This is a genomic window from Blautia pseudococcoides (assembly GCF_001689125.2).
GTDB classification, from domain to species: domain Bacteria; phylum Bacillota; class Clostridia; order Lachnospirales; family Lachnospiraceae; genus Blautia; species Blautia pseudococcoides.
Genome location: NZ_CP015405.2, coordinates 1,300,075 through 1,318,831, shown reverse-complemented (window position 1 = coordinate 1,318,831; position 18,757 = coordinate 1,300,075). Strand labels below are relative to the sequence as shown.

The 18,757-nt window shown below is 47.4% G+C and carries 20 protein-coding genes; 1 reads left to right on the top strand and 19 read right to left on the bottom strand.

The window, feature by feature from the left end; translation table 11 throughout:
* Positions 1-144 precede the first annotated feature (144 nt).
* A complete protein-coding gene (locus A4V09_RS06130; protein WP_065541570.1) occupies positions 145-1,794 on the bottom strand; it encodes a fatty acid kinase ATP-binding subunit FakA in 1,650 nt (549 codons plus the stop codon).
* A gap of 18 nt (positions 1,795-1,812) precedes the next feature.
* Positions 1,813-2,169: an Asp23/Gls24 family envelope stress response protein gene (locus A4V09_RS06125; protein ID WP_033141735.1), complete on the bottom strand. Its 357-nt coding sequence runs from the start codon at positions 2,167-2,169 to the stop codon at positions 1,813-1,815.
* A 217-nt stretch (positions 2,170-2,386) separates the two neighbouring features.
* Here A4V09_RS06125 and rpmB point away from each other — a divergent pair, with 217 nt between their 5' ends.
* Positions 2,387-2,575: a 50S ribosomal protein L28 gene (gene rpmB, locus A4V09_RS06120; protein ID WP_018598007.1), complete on the top strand. Its 189-nt coding sequence runs from the start codon at positions 2,387-2,389 to the stop codon at positions 2,573-2,575.
* Between the two features lie 300 nt (positions 2,576-2,875).
* Here the strand turns inward: rpmB and A4V09_RS06115 are convergent, their stop codons facing one another.
* From A4V09_RS06115 to rsxE, 17 genes are all read right to left on the bottom strand, one after another.
* A complete protein-coding gene (locus A4V09_RS06115) occupies positions 2,876-3,310 on the bottom strand; it encodes a GerW family sporulation protein (RefSeq protein ID WP_065541569.1) in 435 nt (144 codons plus the stop codon).
* A gap of 61 nt (positions 3,311-3,371) precedes the next feature.
* A complete protein-coding gene (locus tag A4V09_RS06110; protein ID WP_157123459.1) occupies positions 3,372-4,427 on the bottom strand; it encodes a hypothetical protein in 1,056 nt (351 codons plus the stop codon).
* A gap of 11 nt (positions 4,428-4,438) precedes the next feature.
* Complete coding sequence (locus A4V09_RS06105) at positions 4,439-4,777, bottom strand: hypothetical protein (protein ID WP_065541567.1); 339 nt, start codon at positions 4,775-4,777, stop codon at positions 4,439-4,441.
* Positions 4,778-4,789: 12 nt separating this feature from the next.
* Positions 4,790-6,322, bottom strand: coding sequence for a polyphosphate:AMP phosphotransferase (pap, locus tag A4V09_RS06100; RefSeq protein ID WP_065541566.1), 1,533 nt, complete (start codon positions 6,320-6,322; stop codon positions 4,790-4,792).
* Between the two features lie 109 nt (positions 6,323-6,431).
* A complete protein-coding gene (locus A4V09_RS06095; RefSeq protein ID WP_065541565.1) occupies positions 6,432-6,884 on the bottom strand; it encodes an NUDIX hydrolase in 453 nt (150 codons plus the stop codon).
* A 295-nt stretch (positions 6,885-7,179) separates the two neighbouring features.
* Positions 7,180-8,682, bottom strand: a complete 1,503-nt coding sequence (locus A4V09_RS06090) for a peptidoglycan D,D-transpeptidase FtsI family protein (protein WP_065541564.1) — start codon at positions 8,680-8,682, stop codon at positions 7,180-7,182.
* Positions 8,588-9,979 (bottom strand): FtsW/RodA/SpoVE family cell cycle protein, encoded by a 1,392-nt coding sequence (locus A4V09_RS06085; RefSeq protein WP_065541563.1) that lies wholly within the window; start codon positions 9,977-9,979, stop codon positions 8,588-8,590. The genes A4V09_RS06090 and A4V09_RS06085 overlap by 95 nt, the downstream gene beginning before the upstream one ends.
* Before the next feature lie 8 nt (positions 9,980-9,987).
* Positions 9,988-12,186 carry a U32 family peptidase gene (locus A4V09_RS06080; protein WP_065541562.1) on the bottom strand — a complete coding sequence of 733 codons (2,199 nt, stop codon included), beginning with the start codon at positions 12,184-12,186 and terminating at the stop codon, positions 9,988-9,990.
* A gap of 161 nt (positions 12,187-12,347) precedes the next feature.
* Positions 12,348-12,755 carry a cell division protein ZapA gene (locus A4V09_RS06075; RefSeq protein ID WP_065541561.1) on the bottom strand — a complete coding sequence of 136 codons (408 nt, stop codon included), beginning with the start codon at positions 12,753-12,755 and terminating at the stop codon, positions 12,348-12,350.
* Between the two features lie 122 nt (positions 12,756-12,877).
* Positions 12,878-13,882 (bottom strand): Holliday junction branch migration DNA helicase RuvB, encoded by a 1,005-nt coding sequence (ruvB, locus tag A4V09_RS06070; protein WP_065541560.1) that lies wholly within the window; start codon positions 13,880-13,882, stop codon positions 12,878-12,880.
* Between the two features lie 12 nt (positions 13,883-13,894).
* Entirely contained in the window at positions 13,895-14,512 is a 618-nt protein-coding gene (gene ruvA, locus A4V09_RS06065; protein ID WP_065541559.1) for a Holliday junction branch migration protein RuvA, read from the bottom strand.
* Positions 14,509-15,000, bottom strand: a complete 492-nt coding sequence (locus tag A4V09_RS06060; protein ID WP_084043449.1) for a Gx transporter family protein — start codon at positions 14,998-15,000, stop codon at positions 14,509-14,511. The genes ruvA and A4V09_RS06060 overlap by 4 nt, the downstream gene beginning before the upstream one ends.
* A 20-nt stretch (positions 15,001-15,020) precedes the next feature.
* Positions 15,021-15,392 (bottom strand): NusG domain II-containing protein, encoded by a 372-nt coding sequence (locus tag A4V09_RS06055; RefSeq protein ID WP_198168573.1) that lies wholly within the window; start codon positions 15,390-15,392, stop codon positions 15,021-15,023.
* Between the two features lie 265 nt (positions 15,393-15,657).
* On the bottom strand, positions 15,658-16,659 hold the full coding sequence (locus A4V09_RS06050) for an FAD:protein FMN transferase (protein WP_065541557.1): 1,002 nt from the start codon (positions 16,657-16,659) through the stop codon (positions 15,658-15,660).
* Positions 16,659-17,447: an RnfABCDGE type electron transport complex subunit B gene (locus A4V09_RS06045; protein ID WP_065541556.1), complete on the bottom strand. Its 789-nt coding sequence runs from the start codon at positions 17,445-17,447 to the stop codon at positions 16,659-16,661. The genes A4V09_RS06050 and A4V09_RS06045 overlap by 1 nt, the downstream gene beginning before the upstream one ends.
* Before the next feature lie 13 nt (positions 17,448-17,460).
* A complete protein-coding gene (locus A4V09_RS06040) occupies positions 17,461-18,042 on the bottom strand; it encodes an electron transport complex protein RnfA (RefSeq protein WP_065541555.1) in 582 nt (193 codons plus the stop codon).
* Positions 18,043-18,054: 12 nt separating this feature from the next.
* Positions 18,055-18,756 (bottom strand): electron transport complex subunit RsxE, encoded by a 702-nt coding sequence (gene rsxE / locus A4V09_RS06035; protein ID WP_065541554.1) that lies wholly within the window; start codon positions 18,754-18,756, stop codon positions 18,055-18,057.
* Position 18,757: the final 1 nt, after the last annotated feature.

The following is an 18,757-nucleotide window of genomic DNA, read 5'->3' as shown; positions in this document are numbered from 1 at the left end:
TTTCGTAACTCTTTGGCAAGTCCGCGTATTTACCGGACTGACCGTATAAAACCTTCCCCTGGTGTAAAGAAGAGGTGTTTCCGCAGCAGGCTAAAGCCGCGTCCACACCTCTTATTCTGTAACTGTTCAGTACCTTCACGCAGGTTATTCCACGGATACCACATAATAATAAATCGGCTGACCGCCGTTATTTACTTCCACATCAAAATCCGGATAACGCTCCTCCAGCTTCTCACCCAGACGCTGGGCGTCCTCCCTGTTCACATCGGAACCGTAATATACGCTGATGATCTCTGTATCTTCATCCACCATAGCGTCAATGGTCTCCATGGTAATCCCTTCCACGCCCTCGCCTACAGCTAAAATACCGTGGTCGCCGATTCCCATAATATCACCCTGCCGGATTTCCTTATCATCAATCCTGGTATCTCTCACCGCATAAGTGACCTGTCCGGTCTTTACATTACCGATGCACTGCAGCATCTCCTCCGTGTTCTGCTCCACTGTCTTCTCCGGTACATAATTGATCAGAGCCGTGATCCCCTGGGGAATGGTCTTGGTTGGAATGACAATGATATTCTTATCCTCTGTCAAATCCCTTGCCTGATTTGCTGCCAGAATAATATTTTTATTGTTTGGGAACACAAATATATTCTTGGCATGTACCTGCTCAATGGCTTTCAGCATATCCTCTGTACTTGGGTTCATAGTCTGTCCGCCCTCTATGAGATAATCGGCGCCCAGATCACGGAAGATATCTCCCATGCCGTCCCCTACCGATACAGAGATAAATCCCACTTCTTTTTCCGGCACGGATTCCCTCTGCTGTGCTGCCAGCTTTTCTGCCTCTTTGATCACCTTTTCATGGTGTTCCAGACGCATGTTATCTATTTTCATATTGGAGAGCTGGCCATAGGTCAGGGCTTTCTGGATTGCCATACCAGGATCATTGGTATGTACATGCACCTTAACGATTTCATCATCTGCCACAACTACCAGGGAATCTCCTATAGACATAAGAAACTCCTTGAAAGCTTGTTCCTCTTTTTCCGGAAATGCCTTCTCCAGCATAATAATGAATTCTGTACAGTAACCGAATTTGATATTACTCTCCTTTGCGGATACCGGTTTGCTCATGCCTGAGGATTTGGGCTTCTCAAAATTCATATCAATTTCTTTGCCCAGATAGCCGTCAAAAGCACCTTTGAGAACCTCTACAAGTCCCTGACCGCCGGAATCCACAACACCCGCCTCTTTGAGGACCGGAAGCATGTCCGGTGTTCTGGAGAGCACATGTTCTGCATGGGCAATGACATCTGTGAAGAAACTCCCAAGATCACTGCAGTCCTCCGCGATCTCCAGGGCCTTGTCAGCCGCGCCTCTGGCTACTGTCAGGATGGTTCCTTCCTTTGGCTTCATAACAGCTTTATAGGCGGTTTCCACACCTTTTTCAAATGCTTTCGCAAATACAGGAGCATCCACGGTATCGTAATGTTCAATGGTTTTTGTAAAACCCCTCAGAAGCTGAGAAAGGATAACGCCTGAGTTTCCTCTTGCCCCGCGCAGAGAACCGGAAGAGATGGCTTTTGCCAGTGTCTTCATGGTCGGATCCTCAAGAGCACTTACTTCGGAAGCAGCAGACAGAATTGTCAGCGTCATATTCGTTCCCGTATCACCATCCGGTACAGGGAACACATTCAGTTCATTAATCCATTCTTTCTTAGCTTCCAGATTTTTGGCACCAGCCAGAAACATCCTGCCAAGCATCTTAGCGTCAACGGTATTGGTATTCAAAACAAGTTTCCTCCTTAATTAATCGATTACTCTTACGCCCTCTACAAGGATATTGATCTTCTCTATAGTCAAACCGGTAAATTCCTCCACCCGGTATTTCACATTGCTGATGAGATTGTCGGACACGGCAGAGATACTCACGCCGTACGCTACGATCACGTGAAATTCCAGAGTGATTTTATTATCGGTGATGATGACATTGATTCCATGCTTCAGGCTGTCTTTCTTCAGGAGCTTAACAAGCCCGTCTTTCATACTGACCGCCGCCATGCCTACGATTCCAAAACATTCGACTGCCACGCTTCCCGCATAAGTAGCGATGACATCCGTATCAATCATTATTTTACCTAATCCTGTATCAACAAGTCCATCCATGCACGGACACCTCCATAGCTTTTTTCTTGGCCGCTGCTTCGCATATTCCCCGGGCAGCCGCTTTTTCATAGAACCATTCTAACATATCTTTCCCAAAAACGAAATATTAATTTAAAATTTTTATATTTTCGCTTGCAAATCCTCTTATCTTCTGTTAAAATAACTATTGTTGTGAGTTTGTATACACGGACTTATTCTATGTTAAGGAGGTGCTACCATGGCAAAGTGTGCAATTTGTGAAAAAGGTGCTCATTTCGGGAACAACGTGAGCCATTCCCATAGAAGATCAAACAAGATGTGGAAATCCAACATCAAATCTGTTAAAGTAAAAACAGCAAACGGTGCTGCAAAGAAAATGTATGTTTGTACTTCCTGCTTAAGAAGCGGTAAAGTGGAGAGAGCGTAAAGAATGAGGAAAGGCCTTGTCCGATGAGACAAGGTCTTTTTTTGTCCTCTTCTATCTTCTATTTCATTCAGCAGCAGAAAAGATTATACCCTACCAGCATACAGAGTGCCGCAAGTAATACCATAAGGAAGCTTTTTGGAAAGATCAAGGCAAGAAACAGCCCTACTCCAATCCAAAAAAGTAAAAATCCAATGAGTCTCTGCACAGTTCTCTGTTTCTCCTTTTGCCTGTTTACTTTAATATATGCACAAAGCCGCCATGAATGACTTCCCGGCGGCTTTTTTATGTGCGGTATCCTCTTTACTCTTCTGTTTTGTCTTCTTCTTTGGCTTCCTCTGCCTCTTTCTTCTCAAATCCCGTTTTCTTTGCAGGCTCTTTTGCAGCAGCCACTTCCACTTTTTTACCATCCGTGAATTTATTCACAAAATCAGGGACCATATCCAGGATCTTGGTAATGCCGTCCTGATTCTTTACATTGACCAGCTTTGTACTGCCATTGGAGATCACCAGCACCGCACTTGGGGAAACCTTGCCGCCCATACCTCCGCCGCCGTTGTTCTTCTTGTCATCCGCAAATGCCCCTGCAGCCACGCCAAAGGATACGTCGATCAGTGGAAGGATAATGGTATCCCCCACCGTGATCGCCTCACCTACCACTGTTTTGGTGGTGATAAAGCTGTCCATTCCCTTGAAGAGGGAATCCACCGTTGTCTTGAAACTATTATCTGAAGCCATAGTTGTTTCCTCCTTATTGTTTATTTTCTTTCACATTCCAGGCATTTGGACCCGGAAGGCGTTACTTGTCTTTCCTGAATTTTTTTCTCAATTCCTTTACATTGGAATCCCGGAACAGTCTCCAGACTGTACGGACAAATATCACACCGTACATTCTTCCCCAGATCTGAGCCCTTCCTTCCAATATAACTCTGTCAAAATAAGGATGGAGGGAAAATCCCCTTCCGTAAAACGGATAGAAGATACTGGCCGCTGCAAGCACCTGCCCTGTAAGAGCCGGGTCATCAAATCCAAAATAGATATCCCCCTTTAATTTCCTGGGCCGTACATGTCCCATAAGGGTGCCCAGTTCTCCAAAGATCAGAGTCTTTACTCCTAAAAAGGATTCTGAAGAAAGTAATTCCTTTCCCTGCTTTATTTTACCATAAATTTCTTTGGCTGTCCGCCTAAAATTTACAAAAGCCGCCTTGATCTTTCCGGGAAGAGCAAAGATTTTTTTAAGGATCTCTGCAGTTTTCGCGAAAATTCTGCGAATCTTGTCCAGGGGATTCCGCTTTGGCTTTGGCTCTTCCTTTTGCTTTACCGTTGCCGCTTTGGCATTTTGGCCGGCCTGCTCTTTTGTTTCCAACAGTGCCTGTTTAACGCTGCGCGGCTGTTCCGAAACTGCTTCCGCCTGCTCTGCAGTTTCCTTTCCTTTGTCCAAAAGTGCTTTTTGTTCTTCTGTTCCTTCCTTCTCCGGTACAGCGGTTTTTTTCTCCTCCGCTGTGGTAAGCTCAGGCTTTTTCTTTGACTTTTTCTTTGACTTTTTCTTCTGCCTCTTCTGGCTCCAGGCAGCAATTTTTTTCAATACCACATCCACGGGTATTCCCAGAAAACGAATGGAAAGCTGTATTCCCTCCGTCTCGGAACCATATCTGCCTGTGACAAAGACCAGATGAAACAGCCAGGATATCTTCACTTTTGCCTCATACTCCCCGTCCTCCCGGTAAGCGCTTCCATAATATCGCACGGGCACAAAGACCAGTGACAGCAGAAGGAGAAGAAGCAGACACAAAATTACCAGCAGCAGAATTCCGATTATTTTTAGTATACCCAAAATTATATGTATCAGCATCATCTTCCCACCTGTCAGTCTCTTTTTTTCTCCCGGGCTGTCTTTTCAAGGAGCCAGCCGCGGATATCCATAGCGCCTGTATCCTCATAGACTTCTTTTGCAATCTGTTCCACCAGGTCCACAGCCTCATAATATCCCGAGCAGAGTCCCACGATCATGGGACAGTTTCTCCTGACTGGTTTCTGCAGCAAATAATTGGCAGAAATTATTTCCAGTGAATTAGCCGGGTTGACAGCAAGGGTCACAAGATAAACATCAATGACCCCTGCACCCTGATCGATCTTCCGTATCAGCTTTTTTTGTTTCTTTTTTGCATTATCGCCAACATACAGATTCTTATACCAGTTTAACATAAATTTCCATCCTTATTTGGATTCCTTCAGCCTTCTCTCAATTGCATTTACAACAGATTCCAGCACCTTGACGCGGGCATAATACTTGTCATTGCCCTCCACGATGATCCATGGTGCGTAGGAGGTTGATGTCCGGATGACCATCTCATTGACTGCCTCCTCGTACTGGTCCCATTTTTCCCGGTTTCTCCAGTCTTCATCCGTGATCTTCCACTGTTTTTCCGGATTTTCCATGCGCTCTTTAAATCTGCGCTCCTGCTCGTCCTTATCAATGTGCATCCAGAACTTCAGTACAATAGCTCCTGAATGGGCCAGATGGGCTTCCATATCATTAATCTCTTTATAGGCCCGCTGCCACTCTTCCTTTGTGCAGAATCCCTCAATCCGTTCCACCATGACTCTTCCGTACCAGGTACGGTCAAATATGGCAACATGGCCTGCCTTTGGCATGTCCTTCCAGAACCGCCACAGGTAATGATGATTCTTCTCCACAACAGACGGCGCCGCCGTGGGATTCACCACATATCCTCTTGGGTCCATGGCTTCTGTAAGACGTTTGATGGCACCGCCTTTGCCTCCCGCGTCCCAGCCCTCAAATCCAAGTACCACAGGGATCCTGCGGCTGTACAGCTCGCTGTGGAGGATCGCCATGCGGTCCTGTAAGTCTTTTAATTTCTTCTTGTACTCTTCCTTTGTATAGGCCAGCGTCAGGTCCGCTTTGCTTAAAGTGGAGGATTCCAGAACCTTTTTGGGGAGAGGCTCATACTCTTTTGTCTCTGTTTCGGCCCCCGCTTCCACTTTCTTTCTCTCTTCTTTTGCCAGTTTTTCTGCTTTGACCTCCTCTATTTTTTCCGATAGGCTGTCAATCACGGAGGAGAGGATCTTCACAGTGGCAAAACGGCGGTCCATGGCCTCAATGATAGTCCACGGGGCACACTCCGTCTCAGTCTTTTCCAGCATTTCCTCCAGCATGGCTTTGTAAGTGCCATATTCCTCGTTGCGGTTTAAATCTGCCTTGCTGACTCTCCAGGCTGTCTCCTTATTATCCAGAAGCTTGTCAAAACGCCTCTTCTGCTCCTTTCTGCTGATATGCATAAAGAATTTTATCAGTACCGCACCGTCGTCTGTCAGAGTTTTCTCAAATGTATTGATTTCCTGGTAGGCATACATAAGCTCTTCCGGTGAGAGTTTTTCCTCAAACCGGTCCACGGACACTCTTCTGTACCAGCTTGTATCAAAAATAGCGATTCTTCCCTTCTCCGGTGTCTTGGTCCAGAAGCGCCACAAAAACGGATACATGCGCTCCTCCTTGGACTCCTGCTTGATGGCAAAAACCTTAAATCCCCTTGGGTCCAGCGGATGGATCAGTTTATTGATCTGCACTCCTTTTCCGGCTGCTCCGAACCCTTCAAAAAGGATCATAACCGGAATCCCCAAATCTCTGCATTCTCTCTGCAGGCGGGAAAGGGTCCCTTCCAGAATCTCCATCTTTTCTTTGTACTCTTCTTTCCCCATCTCTTTTGTTAAATCAATCTGCTCTAACATATGGCTACCTCCTCCATTTTTTATGAAAGCTGTCATAGCGGGTTACCTGGTGCCAAGTAAAAGTACAAAAAGGGGCTGGAAAAACCAGTCCCTTTCGTCAGCTGAATAACTAAAAATACTTTTTGTTTCCCCAAAGATTTGATTTTTTCAAATCCAGGTATTCATTATAAGCCTTTTCCAGAATCTGCTTTTCGTTGGAAAACCGTAATAGATGGTAAGCTTCATGGAACTTGTAAAAACCGGAATCTACAAAATATTCATCTCTCTGTGGCCGGCTGTAATAACTGCCTGCCGCCATGAGATACCAGTAAACGTCCTTTTCCACAGTATCTTCCGGCACACAAAAACTATACTGGCTTTTACCTACATATTTGATGATATTCGCAGCTACGCCTGCCTCCTCCTTCACTTCACGCAGCGCTGTATCCTTATAGTCTTCGCCTTCTTCAACTGTCCCTTTCGGCAAAACCCAGCCCTCATATTTGTGCTTATAGGATTTGTATAAGGTCAGTATCTTTCCCCGATATATTACCACCCCGCCACAGCTCGTTGCTTCAATCATAGTGCAAGTCCTCCTGTAAAACCCTTTTCCGGGTCAGCGTTGTGTTTCGTTGGTATTAGTATAACTCTTTTTAGATACCTGTGCAAGGGATAAAATGGAAACTGCACAGGGGGATGGGAAAGGGGGACGGAAGAGGAAGGGAGCGGGAGGAGGGGGGGTGACTGCCCCGCGTAGTTTCATAGGTGGAAAAAAGAGTTTAATGCGTTAGATTTCGGAAAGTGTGGGTTTTTCCGGCTATGAAAGAGACAAGGCAGTAAGTTTATTGATATTTTTGAATGGCTTATTAAGCGGTTTTTTAGTAGTAGTATTCGTTGAAGACTTCGTGGGCTATGGGGACGGCTACGGAGCTGCCGGTTCCGGCGCCTTCAGCTATGACGGCTATGGCGATCTGGGAGTCTCCCATTGTGGAATATCCTACGAACCAGGAATGGGTTCTGATATCCCCGTCGGAGCCGTAGTATTCGGCTGAACCGGTTTTGCCGGCAGCGCTGTAGTTTTCTCCGCTTAAAGAGGATGCGGTTCCACGGTTTACTACCTCCTCCATGAGGCTTTGCATGGTGCGTGCCTCGCTGGTCTCTAAAAGCTGTTTGTATTCTGCAGGCTTGGTAGTTTTTACTATGTCTCCGTTTACATTCTCCACGTGGTCTACATAGTATGGCTTCATCAGTACGCCGTCATTGGCAATAGCACTGACGATCATGGCCATGTGCATGGGGGAAACCAAGGTGTTGCCCTGCCCGATGGAGGTCTGCATTAGGAGCGGATTGCCGGGGTGGTCACCTAAGTCAAATCTGCTTTTATTGTATTCGATGGGAATGGGCAGTTTGCTGTTAAACAAAAGGCTTTCCGCTGTCTGCGTCAGTTTTGATCTGCCCAGGTCTACACCGATGCCTGCAAACGCACTGTTGCAGGATTCGGCAAAGGCTGTGGTGAAGTCTTCCTCCCCGTGTACTTCTCCGTCATAGCAGGTGATGGTGTGGTCATCCATGGTAATGCTGCCGCTGCAGTTGTAGGAATATCCGTCTATGCTGCCGTGGGCTTTTAAGTATGCCAGGGCTGTCACGATCTTAAATGTGGAACCCGGCGGATACGCACCCTGTGTGGCCCGGTTCAAGAGACTGCTGTTGGAGCTGTCATTGACCAGATAATCCCAGTCCTGCGCCACGGTGTTTGGGTTGAAGTCGGGCTTGCTTACTGATACCAGAACGGCCCCGGTTTTTGGGTCCAGGACCACCACGGCGCCCCGGTTGTCACCCAGGGCATTGTAGGCTGTCTGCTGCAGAGACGTGTCCAGTGTACTGACTACATTGTCACCCTGGTTTTTTTCACTTTTCAGCTCATTGGCTGCCTGGGAGAGATAGCCGTCATGGGAGGACATGAGCTGGAAATTCGCCAGGGATTCCAGACCGTTTTTGCCGTTGGCATCATATCCCACCACGTGGGCAAACACGTTGTTGTAAGGATATACCCTGGTTTCGGAACCGTCATCATTTACCTGGGTATAGGCCAGAGTCTGTCCGTCAGCTGACAGAATACTGCCGCGTACCACCCGGTCCTCGAACTGGTCCTGCCTGGTATTGTAAGGGCTGCTGATCACGCCCTCACGCTTCACCACCTGGAAATAAACCATATAGCCAATCAAAGAAATAAAGATGCAAACGAAAAAATAACTGACTATGGCATATTCCCGGTTTCGGGCTCTCTTAGCCTTTAATTCTTTTTTCTCCAACGCCTTCTCTTCCTTTAAGAGACGCTTCTCTTCTTTTTTCTTTTTGCTTTTCAAGTTCTTCATCCTCATCTTCTCTCAAAATATATAACCCCTGGATAATCGCCAGCATAATAATGGTGCTTAATACAGAGCTTCCGCCGTAGCTGACAAGGGGAAGGGTAATTCCCGTCATGGGGATAAATTTTGTCACGCCGCCGATGGTGAGAAACACCTGGAACGCGTACTCTGTTCCCAGCCCCAGCGCGATCAGCTTATAAAATGGTTTCTTGATCTGAAGGGAAATATTGACTACCAGCAGAAACATGCTCATGCAGATCAGAATCAGACACATGGCAAAAAGACCGCCCAGTTCCTCACAGATCGCTGCAAACATATAGTCCTGCTTCACAAAAGGGATCATATTGGGTGAACCCTGACAAAGCCCCATCCCAAAAAGCCCGCCTGTACCAATGGCAAAAAGTCCCTGTACGATCTGGTAACCAGACCCCTCATAAACAGAGAAAGGATTCTTCCAGGCCACCACCCTCTGACGCACATGGCCAAAGAGGAAGTAAGCACCCACAGCAGCCACGCAGCCGGAGCCCAGTCCTGCCAATAGGTAAAGCGGTTTCTTGGTGGCCACATACAGCATGACCACATATGTGATAAAAAACACCAGGGCGCTTCCAAGGTCCCTGGATACCACCAGCACCAGCACATAAGCTGCGGCGATCGCCGTTGTGATCACGTGGTCCTGAAAGGTGGCTTTTTTCCTGTAAAGTCTGCAGGCTACAAAAAACACAAAAATTATCTTAACAAACTCTGAAGGCTGAAATGCAAATCCGCCCAGGGAAATATTGATCTTGGCTCCATTGACATTCTTGCCCAGAACCAGCACCACAAGGAGCAGCAGCATACCTGCTCCGGCATAAAACCAGGTCCATTTGTTCAAAAATGTCAGCTTTCTTATCATGACCGGAATTACCATGGCAATGACTGTGGCGATCACTACGATCCGGAACTGTCTTACCGCCGAATCCGTATCCAGCCTTGCCAGCATGATAAAACCCACAGAGAGCAGCATACACATATGGTTCAGCAAAAGCAATGACGCCTTTTTGTAAAAAATTCTGTAAAGTACCTGAACCACTATAAAATACAGAAGCTGGGCTCCAAAGAAATAAATGACTTCCATCTTCTCTGTTTTCAGAAAGATAACAAGAAAAGCCACAAAGTCCATGAAAAAGATCACGATAAGCTGTTTTCTCAATATATACCGCTTATCATCCTCCGCTTTGTATTTGAATACACTGAAACTCTCCAGCGTATAGAGGGCTGCCAGTATCAGCAGCAGATATTTGGAAAGTTCTACAATTAAATTTATCAACTCTTCACCTACTCCACGCCCCGTTTCAAATGTCCCTTTGTAAAGTCAGGCACCTGGCCGGGCACGTCTTTATTTTTCTTGTAAACATCCAGAAACAAATCGAGCAGTCTTCCAGTTTCAGCTTTCCCTTCTATGGTAAAGTTCATACGGACTGCCGAAACAGATGCGGCTTTTACCTGGTCTGCCTCCCTTAATAGTCCTGTGGGAACACTGTTGTAAATTACATTATAGCAGAAGCCGCATACACACTGGGTATGAAAATAATTCCCGTACCTGTCCTTCAGGCGGGTAGATCCGCTTTTTTTACCACAGGTGTTACAGGTCTTTTTCAGACACTGGGCAGATATCATCATGGGGTAATACCCATAGATGATCCATTCGCTGTTCTCATTGTCTCTGCGGCGTATCTCGCCGCCGTTCAGCTCCAGAGGAACCGTGGTGCGAAGCGCGCCCTGATCCTCCAGAAAAGCCTTCGCCTCATCATTAAACGCATATAAAGCGTAATCGCAGACTGCTTTCTTTGCAAGCCCCAGACGCTTTAAGTATCCCAGCTCTTCCGGATTCCGGACCAGGAAACCATCCAGACACCCTGCCAGATTTTCAAGCTCCTCCTCTTTGCCCTCCAGGATCTTTTCTCTCTGGATATAGGGCAATGCCAGATAACACTCTTTGCCGAATTCTTTTATATATTCCATGGCATACCTGGTCTTTTCCTCAAAGCTGTCTCCCCAGAACATGGATATGCTGCAGTAAATGCCGTCCACTTCTCCACGTCTTAAAGCTTCCTCCATCTGCTCCCAGGTCTCCACAGATACATAGAAGCGTTTGGAGTCTCCTGCTCCCTTTCCCATACGGTCCGGCTTTGCAGTCCGCACAGGCAAAGTTCTTTTGTACGGGGAAAGACACTCCTTTGTCAGTGCCTCCAGGCCTTTTCTGCGCAGTTCATTTAGGCTCTGCATAGGCAGAAAACCCTGTTCGTCGGTCTGCACATCCAGACCTTCAAAGACAAACGGGGTATTTCCTGTCTTTTCCATCTGTTTTTTCACCCGCTCCGCGCTGAGGGGCTGCTTCTGTGCGGCCTGTACCATTTCCCCCTCCACCTGTATATGGCGGGATCCATATTTCAAGTCCAGTATAGCAGGGCTTCCGCAAAAGAGGATTACATTTCCATAAATTTTTTCTTGCAATTTCTTATCAACATATTGAACTTTCAATTGCGAAAATAATTCCTCATCCCGTTTTCCCGGCCCCTTTTCTCTGTTATCCTGGGCTTTCAGATTCTGCACCGCGATCATATTCCTGCCGTTGTGCTGTTTATAATATCCCTCATGAAATCCGTCTCTCTGGTATAATTTTAAAAGCTCCTGCCTGTCACTTTCCAGGACACGGTACCCCTTTGGGTTCTTTTCATATAGATCAAGATACTTTCTGTAAATTCTCGTAACACCGGCCGCATATTCCGGCTTTTTCATCCGCCCTTCGATTTTCAGGGAATAGACCCCCGCTTTTAAAATCTCCGGAAGGATGTCAATGGTACACATATCCTTTGGGCTCAAAGGGTATTCCTCCCCTTTATTTCCCAGTTTTTTCTCCCCGTCATACACTTCATAGGGAAGTCTGCAGGGCTGGGCACATCTTCCTCTGTTGCCGCTCCTGCCTCCCAGCATACTGGAAAACAGGCACATACCGGAATAACAGTAGCAGAGCGCTCCATGGATAAAGCTCTCGATCTCCACACCTGTTTCCAGGTAGATCCTGTGGATCTCCTCCAGGGATAACTCACGGGCTGTCACGATCCTGGACGCCCCTGCCTCTTTTAAAAGTTCTGCGCCCCAGGGGCCGGTCACAGCCATCTGGGTGCTCACATGGATGGGAAGGCCGGGAAATTCCCTTTTAATAAAAGACAGAACACCATAGTCCTGTACGATCACACCGTCCACGCCCTGCTGGTAATAAGGAGCCAGATAGGTGTATAGCTGTTCCCTAAGCTCCCTGTTTTTAAGCAGGGTATTCACTGTCATATAAATTTTCCTGCCGTGCAGATGGGTATAATCTATGGCCTCAAGTAATTGGTCCGTGTCCGGGTTTTTGGCATATGCCCTGGCTCCGAACATCTGGCCGCCAATATAGACCGCATCCGCCCCCGCAGTGACAGCAGCCCGAAGCCCTTCATAAGAGCCGGCAGGTGCCAGCAGTTCTGCTCTCATAATCTGTCTCCTCCAAAATTCGCGTTATCATAATTTTCTTTATAAAATAATAAAAGGACGTGTTCCTTCTGTCCGGAGCGCGCCCTATCATTCTATGTTCCGGAAGTTTTACACGCAGCCGTTATTCTTCACAATAAAAAATACGTCAGGCATACTTTCTATTATTTTAAAAGTTCTTCCAGTTCTTTTTCCAGTTCCTCTATTCTGTTCTGCAGCTTATCTATCTGTTCATTTTTTAGGGCCACGTCTTTTCTGGCATTCTCAAGCTGTACCTGGCTGGTGATCAGATCATGCTTTAAATCATACATCTCCCTGTCCTTTGCCTCCAGATCCTCCTCGAAAATTTCCGCCTGCCGCTTTGCCTTAAAATAGTCATCTGCCACATTCAGGCTCAGAAGCGTGTGTTTTGTCTCCACGGACTGACGGCTGTAACCTGGGAGCTGTCCCAATTCCGTCATTTTATTATTCATATAAGATGCAACCTTCTGCAGGTATTCTTCACTTTCATATCCGCTCAGGGTAATAATCTTGCCTCCGATTAAAACCTGTGTAGTATTCTTAACTGCCATTAAAGGGCTCCTCCCGATTTTCATTCATGATAACAGAAAGTACCAAAAGAGTGCTTTCCATCATCTGCATTTTATTTCCACTGTCTATTATAATCGAAATATGCAGAAAAACAACCTTTTTCTCATTCCCCTGTCTGATTCAGCCCCAAATGGTGGTATGCCAGCTCACTTGCCACCCTTCCTCTGGGGGTGCGCAGAAGAAATCCGTTCTTAATAAGATAAGGTTCATAGACATCTTCAATGGTACCGGAATCCTCACCGATCGCCGCGGCAAGGGTATCCAGTCCCACCGGTCCCCCGGAAAAACGCTGAATTACTGTGGTGAGTAAAAGCCGGTCGGTCTGATCCAGTCCATATCGGTCCACTTCCAGAAGATCCATGGCAAAATCCGCAACCTCTTTGGTGATCTTCCCGTCATACCGTACCTGGGCAAAGTCCCTGACTCTCTTTAAGAGCCTGTTGGCCAGCCTTGGCGTTCCCCGGGAACGCTTTGACATCTCCCAGGCCCCCTCCTCGTCAATCTCCACACCCAAGACCTTTGCAGAATGCAGAATGATGGTTTTCAGTTCCTCCTCCGTATAAAATTCCAGGTGGTGCACCACCCCAAACCTGTCACGAAGGGGTGCAGTCAAAAGGCCTGCTCTTGTTGTAGCTCCCACCAGTGTGAATTTCGGAAGGTCCAGCCGGATAGAGCGGGCCGCTGTGCCTTTTCCTATCATAATATCTATGGCATAGTCCTCCATGGCCGGGTAGAGCACCTCCTCCACCTGCCGGTTCAGCCTGTGGATCTCATCCACAAAGAGCACATCATGCTCCTGCAGATTGTTGAGAATAGCTGCCATCTCCCCCGGCTTTTCAATGGCCGGACCGCTGGTCACTTTCATATGTACCCCCAGCTCATTGGCTATGATGCCCGCAAGCGTTGTCTTACCCAGTCCCGGAGGGCCGTAGAACAATACATGGTCCAATGCATCATTCCTCTGTTTTGCAGCCTCTATGTAAACTTTCAGGTTATTCTTTGCCTTTTCCTGTCCAATATAGTCATCCAGATACTGCGGGCGCAGATTTCCTTCTATTTTCAGGTCTTCTTCTATTACGTCTGTGGTAATCACTCTCTTTTTATCCATGCTCTCATCCCGCTAAAAATTCATTTTTTTAAGTGCCTGCTTCAGTATCTCTTCCACATTCATGTCAGGAGACATATCCACCTGCTTCACAGCCCGCAAAGCCTCGCTGCCGGAATATCCAAGGGCAGTGAGCGCCTGCACAGCTTCCTTCCTGGCATCCGCAAGGTCCCCTGTCTCAGCCTGGGAAGAGTCCTGCACATGCATGGTCTTGGTATCAAAGGCCTCCTGCAGATCCAGCTTGTCCTTCAGCTCCAGGATCATCTTCTGGGCTGTCTTTTTCCCCACACCGGGGGCTCTGGAGATGGTCTTCACATCATCAGACAGCACTGCAAACCGAAGCTCATCCGCAGACAGTCCGGAGAGGATCCCCAGTGCTGCCTTTGGCCCAATCCCACTGACTCCCAAAAGCATTCGGAACATCTTCAGATCATCCCGTGTGAGAAAGCCATATAACTGCATGGCATCCTCCCTCACATGGAGATGTGTATGTATTTTTACTTCCTGTCCCGGACGGAGGGTGCCGTCCAAGGCCGATGCAGGCATAGAGATATTATACCCTATAGTTCCGCACTCCAGAATCAATTTATCCTCTTCTATTTCAATCACTTCGCCTTTTATGTATGCAATCATGTCAAATCCTTTCCAGGTATTCGTTTCATAATCTCACCGGATAATACGCCAATCAGCAGTCCGGTCAGAAGTCCGGCTATCAGAAGCACGGGAAGATAGTAAAAAAGGTTCACATTCTCCACCACGCAGACCGCTATCAGAATTTGTCCGATATTATGTGTCACGCCGCCGGCAATGCTCACACCTGCCACGGAAAACCCGCCGTTTTTTTTCAGCAGCACCATCACCAGTAGGCTCAAAGCCGCCCCGGCCAGACTGAATAATATGGAAAACAAATTTCCAAACATAAATCCAATCACCAATATCCTTATAAAAGAGACAACTGCCGCCTCTCTCCATCCAAACAGGTAGAGCAAAATCACAGTGACCAGATTTGCCAGTCCCAGCTTAATTCCGGGGATTCCCGCAAAAAACGGGAGCAGAGTTTCCACATATCCGAATATAATGGCAACCGCTGCAAACAGCCCCATGTATGCTGTCTTCTTCATATCCATATCTCCCGTATCAGTTATGACGCCACCACATCCGGGGCATCCAAAGACTCATCTCCTGTGATCTCCAGCACAACCCGGTTAGGCAGACAGACAATAGTACCGCCTTCTTTTGAAATCCTCTTCTGCTTCATACAGAGATGATCCGGGCAGTCTGCCTCTGTCATGGATACATAACCGTCTTTGATCACACACACATTCGTATCCCCTATGTGGATAACCTGGTCCTCCTCCAAGGAATAAACACCATACTCTTCTCCGTCCACCGTGATGCGAAGCTGTGCTTCTTTGTATGTAAACTGACCGCGGATGTAGGGGATAAGCCAGCATAAAAAAGCGATCAGCAATACTATGCCAATCAGTCCTATATCTCTTTTTTTCATTTTCATTTTAACATTCTAACATAAGAGGAGAGAAAATGCAAATGTACGTTCGCAGTGGGAATATTTTATGATGGCAAAAGGGACGGAAAAAAAGGCAATCTCTTTTAACCAAAAAAGCGCCAAAGCCCTGCGGATTGCCAAGAAACAGGAAAGGGCCGGCGAGCGTCTTAGCCGCAGTTAGCAGTTAGCTCGGAGGTTCTGGAACGTCGAGCCAAAGGATACATACCCCCTCACCCCCAGACCCGCCGCCCGTCTTTTCCGTCCCCCCTCCTTATTTCTTCAATTCCACCCCACCCGTAGTCTCCACAGTCCCATCCTTCTTCACAAACACAGCCTCCACCCCAGAAGTATCTTCAATCAGCTGTCTCCCTCTTTCATACCCCAGGATCAAACAACTGGTACTAAGCGCATCGCCTTCCAAAGACCCATCTGAAAGAATGGTCACCTGTGCCAAATCTGTCTCCACAGGATACCCCGTCTCAGGGTCCAGCACATGATAATACAGCTTTCCGTCCACTTCAAAATATCTTTCATAGATTCCGGAAGAGACAACCGAACTCCCCACAGACTCCACATACGCCACAATCTCATTCCTCTTGGCAAAGGGTTTCTGAATCCCAATTTCCCAGGGACTCCCGTCTTCCTTTTTCCCGATGGTCAGCACATTGCCTCCAAGATTAATGCAGCCTCCCTCTATCTCTTTGGATACCAGATACGCCTTCAGCTTGTCCGCGATATACCCTTTGGCAAGCGCTCCCAGATCCAGCATGGTATCCGGATCATCAAAGACCACTTTATGCTCCGGTTCCAGGTGTACCTGGGAATAATCTGTTTTTTCCAGTGTTTTTTTGATTTGCGCATGATCCGGGACTTTGGGGTTTTCACTTTTAAAATCCCACAAATCTGACAGAGGCGCCACAGAGATGTCAAATCTTCCGTCTGTCTTCTCATAATACTCTTTTGCGCAGGAGAGCAGGGCATATAAATCCTCTGACACCGCCACCTCATTTCCTGACCTGTGATTCAAACGATAAAGCTCACTTTCTTCTTTTGTTCTGCTGAATATGTTTTCAAACTTGCTGCACATGGCAAATACTTCATCCAGCAGAGTCTCTCCCTGCTTCTGGCTGTCACAAAGGACGGAAACAGAAATCATGGTGTCAAAAAAGAATCCCTTTTTTGACACCATGTCCTTTTTTTTCTGACCGCAGCCGCCCGCAAGGAGGCAGACGGCTGTCAGACATATGAAAATATATATTTGTTTCTTATTCATCAGCAGATAATCTTTCTTGGGCAGGTTTCCTGGCACTTGCCGCAGTTGGTGCATTTTTCTGAATCAATATGTGCCAGATTGTCATCAATGGTGATGGCCTGTGCCGGGCACTCGCGCTCACATTTTTTGCAGGCGATACAGCCTGCCTTGCAGGCATTCATAACCGCTTTTCCTTTTTCTCTGGAGCTGCAGGCCACTGCGTGCTGCTGATCATAAGGGACCAGTTCAATGAGGTGCCTTGGACAGGCCGCCACACATTTTCCGCAGGCTTTGCATTTTTCCTTATCAACAAGGGCAATGCCGTTTACAATATGGACTGCGTCAAATGGACAAACCTTTACACAGGTACCGGAGCCCAGACAGCCGAAGCTGCAGGACTTTGCTCCGCCGTTTTGCATCTGGGAGATCATTTTACAGTCTGCCACGCCGGTATAATCATACAACTCTGTGGTTTTTTCACAGTCACCGGCACATTTTACGAATGCGGTCATGCGGACCGTGTCTCCCACTTCCTCTCCCATAACAGCCCCAATCTTGGCTGCCACGGGTGCTCCGCCCACGGGACAGGCATTTACAGGAGCCTCTCCTTTTGCGATGGCAGCCGCAAGGCCGTCACAGCCCGGATATCCACAGCCGCCGCAGTTGTTGCCCGGAAGCTCTTCCCTGACTAAAATTTCTTTTTCATCTACTTCTACGGCAAATTTCTTTCCTGCTACTCCCAGGAAGACTCCGATAAAGAGGCCTACGCCGCCTACCAAAACCGCCGCAATCACAATTCCTGTAACCATATTCCGCGCCTCCTTAGATTATGCCGGAAAAGCCAAAGAAAGCAATGGCCATCAGACCGGCTGTCAACAGTACCATGGGGAATCCCCGGAAATATTTGGGGATATCATTGTATTCCATCTTCTCACGCAGACCTGCCATAAGTACAATGGAGATGGTAAAGCCGACTGCTGTGGCAAAACCATTGACGGTACTCTGAAGCACGTTGTACTCTTTCTGCACATTGATGACAGCAACACCCAGAACCGCACAGTTTGTTGTGATCAAAGGCAGATATACACCCAGACTCTGATACAGAGCCGGCATGGATTTTTTCAGGAACATCTCCACGAACTGTACCAGGGCTGCAATGACCAGAATGAATACAATGGTCTGCAGAAACTGCATGTTCACGTGGGGATTTGCCAGCAGATACTTATAGATCAGACTGGTGACCAGGGAGGACAGCGTGATAACAAAGACAACTGCCCCGCCCATACCGGCTGCCGTCTCAATTTTCTTGGAAACGCCGAAGAACGGACACAATCCCAGGAACTGGCTCAGCACAACGTTGTTTACTACCGCCGCGCCGACCGCAATAATCAATAATTCTTTCATGCTCCTATCCTCCTATTTCTTCTCCGTGTTGTCGTAAAATTTGCCGCTGCAGGATTTGTTGCCGCAGGATGCACAGCCGCCTTCCATACAATGCACCGGATGCTGTTCTTCCTTTGGCTTCTTATCCTGGATCCTGGCCCGCAGAGCTGCCAGAAATGCCAGAACAAAAAAGGCTCCCGGTGCCAGGATGAAGATCGTTGCCGGTTCATAAGCGCCCGGCATAACCTGGAATCCAAACACGGTACCCGCACCGATCAGCTCACGGAATGCCGCCAGGATGGTAATGGAGAGGGTAAATCCAAGCCCCATGCCGATACCGTCGAAAATAGATGCAACAGGAGTATTCTTGGAAGCAAAGGACTCGGCTCTTCCCAGAATGATACAGTTCACTACAATAAGAGGGATATAGATACCCAGTGAATCATAGAGCGAAGGGATAAATCCTTCCAGTAAAAGCTCTACCACAGTAACAAAGGATGCCACGATAACAATATACGCAGGCATACGCACCTTATCCGGAATGATATTCCGAAGAAGGGAAATAAACAGATTGGACATCATGAGCACCGCTGTTGTGGTAAGTCCCATGCCAATGCCGTTGATGGCTGCTGTTGTAACTGCCAGAGTCGGACACATACCCAGTACCAGAACAAAGGTAGGATTTTCCTTGATGATACCGTTATACAGACGCTCCGCAGGTGAATTTTCTCTCATC